The sequence below is a fragment of the Colwellia sp. RSH04 genome (assembly GCF_003545765.1).
In the GTDB taxonomy this organism is placed as follows: Bacteria; Pseudomonadota; Gammaproteobacteria; order Enterobacterales; family Alteromonadaceae; genus Colwellia.
Map to the genome: position 1 here is coordinate 1 of NZ_QXIO01000022.1, position 5,955 is coordinate 5,955.

Consider the following 5,955-nt stretch of genomic DNA (forward strand, 5'->3'; position numbering starts at 1 on the left):
CGCTACCATCAAATAACAAGATAATTCAAATCGGACACGTAACAGTTGGCCATCGCTTCGCGATTATAGCCAATGTTACTTTGCCGTTTAATATAAACGTTATATGCTCTTAGTAATTTTTATTAGGGCAAGATATTCTTAATCAGTGTTTTACGCTAAACATGGTTTGGTGTTTGCACTAATAAGCATTGCCATTTATTCCTTTTTCAAAGGTGGCAACGCTATTAATTTAGTTCTGGCAGTAGTGAGTAGCGTAAAAGTTCACGGTCAGGTTTTATTATTACGGGTGGCTTAATTACGTGCAGTGTTTGGCTACAACCACTGCTGCATATAACAAGTTGCTCAAACGGACACGTACAGTTTGCTCGCGCTCCGCGCAGTATAGCAAACGTGTCCTTAGCCGCTTAGCAAAGCGTTAGTTGCCGCAACTTGTTCGAATAAATTTATTTATTAAACGTGCGGTATTTCACATCAAAGGATTGGTGTTTGTTTCCTTCCTTTGTTGTTTCATTTTTCAGTTTTATAAAGTCGCTTTGTGTTCTTGGTTACACAGTTTTCGCCTTAGTTTTGTAAGGTAAAACAATTCGCAAAGGCGTAAACGGCTCAAAGTTCACGTGTGGCGGCAAAGTTGCGGTGGGAGTTCTTTGATTCTTCCGTCTAAACCGTAAACGTGATAACTTATTGTAAGTTAGGTGTTTTTAACGTGCAGCAACTAACAAGGCAATCAAACGGACTCGTAACAGTTGGCTCGGTTTCGCTTCGCTTCACATTTTAGCCAACAATTACAAGCCGCTTATTGTGGCGTTAGGTTTTAAAAGTTTATCAACAAAAAGGAGAGTCCAACGATGGATTATTTTATAGGCGCACTGAAAAAATATGCTGACTTTACTGGTCGAGCACGTAGGAAAGAGTACTGGATGTTCATGCTTATTTATTTGATTATCCAAGTCGTTTTATCAGTACTTGGTTTGGATCTTGCTCTCATGGTATTGGGTCTTGGACTTCTAGTTCCTAGTCTTAGTCTTGGAGCTAGAAGGTTGCATGATACAGGGCGATCTGGATGGTGGCAGTTAATTTATTTAGTTCCACTTATCGGTCTAATAGTCATGATTGTCTTTTTAGCCCAAGATAGCCATGATGAAAATGACTATGGCGTTAACCCTAAAGCTGGTGTTCCCGCATAAAACCTAACAAGGCGCTTAAACGGAAAAATTACAGTTGGCTCGCGCTTCGCGCAGTTTAGCCTAACTGTATTTTTCCGCTTAGCTTAGCGTTAGCATTCAGGAGAGTTAATGTTTAATCCTCAAAAAGATCCTATTAAAATCACAAGTAAAGATGGTGTTAAGTTCAGGAAGTTTGGTGCTGTAGGTGAGACTTTTGCAGAAAAACTATTAAAAGAAAATGAATTTACTGATGTTGTTGATTTAAACAAAACAGAGAAAGAAAATTTCCCATTTGCAGATTTTTCAGCTAACAAAAATTCTAAAAAATATTTAATTAGTGTCAAAACTAGGAATAAATATGAAAGAACTGGAAAGCTAAACTATAGATATAAACTCGGTAAGGGTGTTTATAAAAAAATTGATGATCTTCTAGCGCAAGATAAATGGAACGGATACACAGCAGCATGGCTAACTATTGCTATAGAGAAGGAAACTTTAGATGCATATTTTGGTGATATTGCCTCTTTAAATAAAAAAAGAGCTGTTAAGATGAGCCCTAAAGCATGCAAGGAATATAACTGTTTAGCTAAAGGGTACACTCATAATTACAACTTTACCCCTTTTATTAATATATATGGACCCAAATGCTAACAAGGCACTCAAAAGGACAAAAAACAGTTGGTTTTTGCTCCTTCGTCGCTTATTTTAACCAACTATTTTTTGCCTCTTAGTGAGGCGTTATGTTTCAATCAGAGTATGCAAATTTAAATGGGACAGTGTAAAAAATGCAAAGCGGATATTGTTCCACTAGAAGTTAAAGTGGCAATGAATAAATCATATTTTGTTTGTCCCGTTTGCAAACATAGAATTAGTAGCTTTAGCCTTAAAGGTTTATTCATCTTTGTCGGTAGTGCAATATTGTTATGGGCTGTCCTGTTTATTTATCACCACATGACAAATTAACTTTTTGGTGTTGTGTATTTGAAACATAACAAGAATTTAAAGCGGGACTGCTAACAGTTTGCTCGGTTTCGCTTCGCTACACATTTTAGCAAACAATTATCAGCCCCTTAAATGGGCGTTAGGTTTTAAAGTCACTATCGAGTTCACAAAAAGGATTTATGCATGCGATTATTAACATTATTACTCTTTATTATTCTAGTTACGATACCTGAAACTTCAGCATTCGATAAAGTTACTATCGGCGAAAAGTTAATTATACATTCTGAAATTATTGGTGAAGACAGACCAATTTCTGTTTATATACCAAAAGGAGTAAATGAAGACGACTCCTTATATGTTATCTATTTACTTGATAGTGAACACCATTTTCATACTGTTACTGGCATTGTCCAATCCTTAGTCGACTATGAACAAATACCAAAGACGATGGTCGTAGGGATTCAAACAACAAATCGACCTCGTGACTATTTACCTGCAATCAACGGTGAACCAAAAACGGAGTTTCAAACTTTCGTTAAGTCTAAATGGCCTAAGTCAGGACAAGAGAACTTTTTAAAATTTCTCAGTGACGAGCTATTTCCATTTATTGATAAAAAATACTCTACATACCCGCACAGAACAATTATCGGTCATTCTAATGCTGGTACACTGGCGTTATCAGCTTTATTTGAACGACCAGAACTATTCAATAATTATTTAGCAATAAGTGCGAATGGATGGTGGAGCTATGATGAAGTAATTCAAAATTCAAAAAAACTAACTGCAACCGAACGTAATAAACAAAAGCTTTTTCTTAGTGTTGCAGGTGAAGGTAGCCGTTTCTATACAGGCACATTAGAGTTGTTAACCAATATGGAGAGGAATAAGCCAGCTAATTTAGATTGGAAATTTGAGCACTATCCAGAACGTACTCATATGAGTGGTATTCTACCCTCGGTAAGTAGTGGCTTAGAGTACTTATATTCTGATATCAATTTTAAAATTACCCCTGAGCTAGCAAAGTATGCTGACGTTTCAGCCCTTAAGGACTACTACACCACATTATCTGAACAGTTTGGCTTCACTATTTCAGTCCCTGTTGATATTTACGTAGAGTTTGCCGAGAAGCAACAAATGAATCAGCGACAAGAGGAAGCGATTAATACTCTGGAGTCATTTGTATATGATTACTCTGATTATTCATATGCTCATATGAGGCTTGCACAAGGCTATGCCAAGGTTAAAGAATATGAAAAATCATATAAAAGTTTTGTTCAAGCACATAATTTAGCAAAGGAACAAAAACGTGAGGCTAATATTATAGATGCTTTACAGGACATGGTTAATAAATCTAAGTCAAAAATAGAGTCATAAAAACCTAACAAGAAATTAAACAAGGACAAAAAACAGTTGGTTTTGCTCCTTCGTCGCTAATTTTAACCAACTATTTTTTGCCTGTTAATTGGGCGTTATGCAGATAAGGAAGTGCGGTGCAATATTGGATTGGAGTGTCTGAATCACATTTAGGTGAAGGAACCATTTGGACAGAGTTTGCTAATGAGGGACATGCTCTCAGGCAAGTTGAGCAATATGATGGTAAGTGGTTTTCATCTAGAAATGATTCAGTTGAAGAGTGTTGGTTGTATGATGGAAACATTAAGGATCTAGACTTGTCAGAATCGCGAAAAATATCAAAAGAAGAATTTGAGAGTGTTTGGCTAAAATCTGCATAACAAGGCGCTCAACAGGACAAATAACAGTTGGTTTTTGCTCCTGCGTCGCTTATTTTAACCAACAATTATTTGCCCATTAGCGGGGCGTTAGTTGCCCGCACTAATTCGAGTTAAATTATTTGTCGTTTAGTGCACAATATTAGCTTTTGCGCTTGGTTCAATTCTTTGGTTTGGCAATGGAAGTGCCTTTTAATATTTACTTCCTTTTTGCCAATCAGTTTTCGCCTTGCATAGTTTAGTGATTTAAATTGCTTTGGCTTTTAAGGCTCAAAGTTCATGTTTAGGTGTTTATTGCGGAAGCGCTTATTGGCTCTTCCTGCCATTTCGTAAACATGGTAACTTGTTGTAAGATTGGTACTTTTAACTACCAGCAACTAACAAGTCACTCAAAAGGACAAAAAACAGTTGGCTTTTTGCTCCTTCGTCGCTAAGTTTAGCCAACAATTTTTTGCCTCTTAGTGGGGCGTTAGGCATCACGGAGGATCCATATGCATCTTGCACAATTGAATATAGCCAAAGCTAAATACTCTTTAGAGGCTCCTGAAATTAAAGAATTCGTTGATAATTTAGAACCTGTTAATAATTTAGCAGAATCAAGCAGTGGATTTATATGGCGCTTGAAGGATGAAGATGGAGATGCAACGAATATCCAAGCGTTTTCTGACCCTAATATTATCGTAAATATGTCAGTTTGGGATTCAGTAGATGCTCTGAAAAACTTTATGTTCAGAACTCATCATAGAGATTTCCTGCGTCGCAAAAAAGAGTGGTTTCATAATATTCCAGAAGATAGTTATGTTTTATGGTGGGTTCCGGTAGGTCATATTCCTACAATTGAAGAAGCTGTAGAAAAACTGGAATATTTACGAAGTAATGGTGATACACCCAATGCATTTTCTTTTAAAAGTAATTTTAGCGTAGCTGAGTATAGAGAATGTAATGCCTAACAAGGGTTTTCAAGTCGGACAAATTACAGTTGGCTTTTTGTTCGTGCCTCACTTATTTTAGCCAACTACAATTTGCCGCTTAAAACGGCGTTAGGTAACTAAATGAGATTTGCGCATCAAATTACACTCGTTGTTTTATTAGTTTTTACCAAGCAAACTGTAGCAACTGAAGCACTTAATGTATTCGGTAGCGTTGAATGTTCTCTTTATAATCAAAAGAAAAATGAACCTAATTGGCAATATGGTTATAAAAACTGGTGGGCGGGCTACTTAACTGGTACAGGTGTTATTTTCGAACAAGGCAAATCACCTGATAAAATGCCAGAAGGTCAAAACTTTATTATTAGCATTGGCTCATACTGTAATTCAAACCCAAATAGTAATTTGAAGAATGCTATAGATAGCTATATAGCAAAACAAGTTAGAGCTGGGTATGCAACGTTACCTAACAAGTAACTAAAGCGGGACTGCTAACAGTTGGCTCAGTTTCGCTTCGCTACACATTATAGCCAACAATTATCAGCCCCTTAGTTGGGCGTTAGGCATATTTATAGTGTATGAGTAATATTTACTTATAGAAGTCTTAAAAAATTTAGCTCGAGTAACAAGGAAAATTAAAATTATGAAAAAGTGGTTAATATCTATTTTTTGTGTTTTTTTAGTTTTCGATACAATTAATGCGTTTTTAATCGGTGAAACTATTGGGCTTTCTAGCGCCACAACATACTCAGGGAGAATGATTACCTTTAATATGGCTCCAATAGAGTATTCGGTGGTTATGGTTTTACGTTTGGTAGCTATTATTGGCTGTGTTGGTACCGTACTAATGAAAGAAGGCGACTCATAGTCAGTGCCTATATGCCTAACAAGGCTTTCAAACGGACAAAAAACAGTTGGCTGTTTTCACTCCGTTCAACATTTTAGCCAACAATTTTTTGCCGCTTAAAGTGGCGTTATTTGGCAACACGAAATCGAGTTATTATTTTATTGTAAGAACAGTGTTTTCAAGGTTAGTTTGGTGGGTTACGCCTCAGTTTTCGCCTAACCGTTTTGGTGTTTGTCGTTAATAGACTTTACGCTTTTTAAGACACCTTGCGGTAAAGTCATTAACTTTGTTCTAGCTTTCGTGTTTGGCTCAAAAGTCACGGTTTGGTTAGTCGTGTTGCTGGG

7 protein-coding genes are annotated in these 5,955 nt (G+C 36.7%); all 7 read left to right on the forward strand.

The genetic code is table 11. The annotated features are described in order from the left end of the window. Positions 1-845: 845 nt before the first annotated feature. Entirely contained in the window at positions 846-1,184 is a 339-nt protein-coding gene (locus D1094_RS18020) for a DUF805 domain-containing protein (RefSeq protein WP_118961490.1), read from the forward strand. A 108-nt stretch (positions 1,185-1,292) separates the two neighbouring features. Beyond that, positions 1,293-1,814: a hypothetical protein gene (locus D1094_RS18025; RefSeq protein WP_118961491.1), complete on the forward strand. Its 522-nt coding sequence runs from the start codon at positions 1,293-1,295 to the stop codon at positions 1,812-1,814. Positions 1,815-2,288: 474 nt separating this feature from the next. After that, a complete protein-coding gene (locus D1094_RS18030) occupies positions 2,289-3,479 on the forward strand; it encodes an alpha/beta hydrolase (protein WP_118961492.1) in 1,191 nt (396 codons plus the stop codon). Between the two features lie 116 nt (positions 3,480-3,595). Further along, a complete protein-coding gene (locus tag D1094_RS18035; protein ID WP_118961493.1) occupies positions 3,596-3,838 on the forward strand; it encodes a hypothetical protein in 243 nt (80 codons plus the stop codon). 488 nt (positions 3,839-4,326) lie between these two features. Then, positions 4,327-4,785 (forward strand): DUF3291 domain-containing protein, encoded by a 459-nt coding sequence (locus D1094_RS18040; protein WP_009840424.1) that lies wholly within the window; start codon positions 4,327-4,329, stop codon positions 4,783-4,785. Between the two features lie 102 nt (positions 4,786-4,887). Beyond that, the gene (locus D1094_RS18045) at positions 4,888-5,241 is read left to right on the forward strand and encodes a hypothetical protein (RefSeq protein WP_118961494.1); all 354 of its coding nucleotides are present in this window, start codon (positions 4,888-4,890) and stop codon (positions 5,239-5,241) included. 166 nt (positions 5,242-5,407) lie between these two features. Beyond that, the gene (locus D1094_RS18050) at positions 5,408-5,632 is read left to right on the forward strand and encodes a hypothetical protein (RefSeq protein WP_118961495.1); all 225 of its coding nucleotides are present in this window, start codon (positions 5,408-5,410) and stop codon (positions 5,630-5,632) included. The last annotated feature ends 323 nt before the right edge of the window (positions 5,633-5,955 follow it).

Excerpts from the sequence above, each read along its gene's own strand:
- D1094_RS18050 (WP_118961495.1), top strand. The coding sequence starts at position 5,408 with ATGAAAAAGTGGTTAATATCTATTTTTTGTGTTTTTTTAGTTTTCGAT.
- D1094_RS18025 (WP_118961491.1), top strand. The coding sequence starts at position 1,293 with ATGTTTAATCCTCAAAAAGATCCTATTAAAATCACAAGTAAAGATGGT.
- D1094_RS18030 (WP_118961492.1), top strand. The coding sequence starts at position 2,289 with ATGCGATTATTAACATTATTACTCTTTATTATTCTAGTTACGATACCT.
- D1094_RS18040 (WP_009840424.1), top strand. The coding sequence starts at position 4,327 with ATGCATCTTGCACAATTGAATATAGCCAAAGCTAAATACTCTTTAGAG.
- D1094_RS18020 (WP_118961490.1), top strand. The coding sequence starts at position 846 with ATGGATTATTTTATAGGCGCACTGAAAAAATATGCTGACTTTACTGGT.
- D1094_RS18045 (WP_118961494.1), top strand. The coding sequence starts at position 4,888 with ATGAGATTTGCGCATCAAATTACACTCGTTGTTTTATTAGTTTTTACC.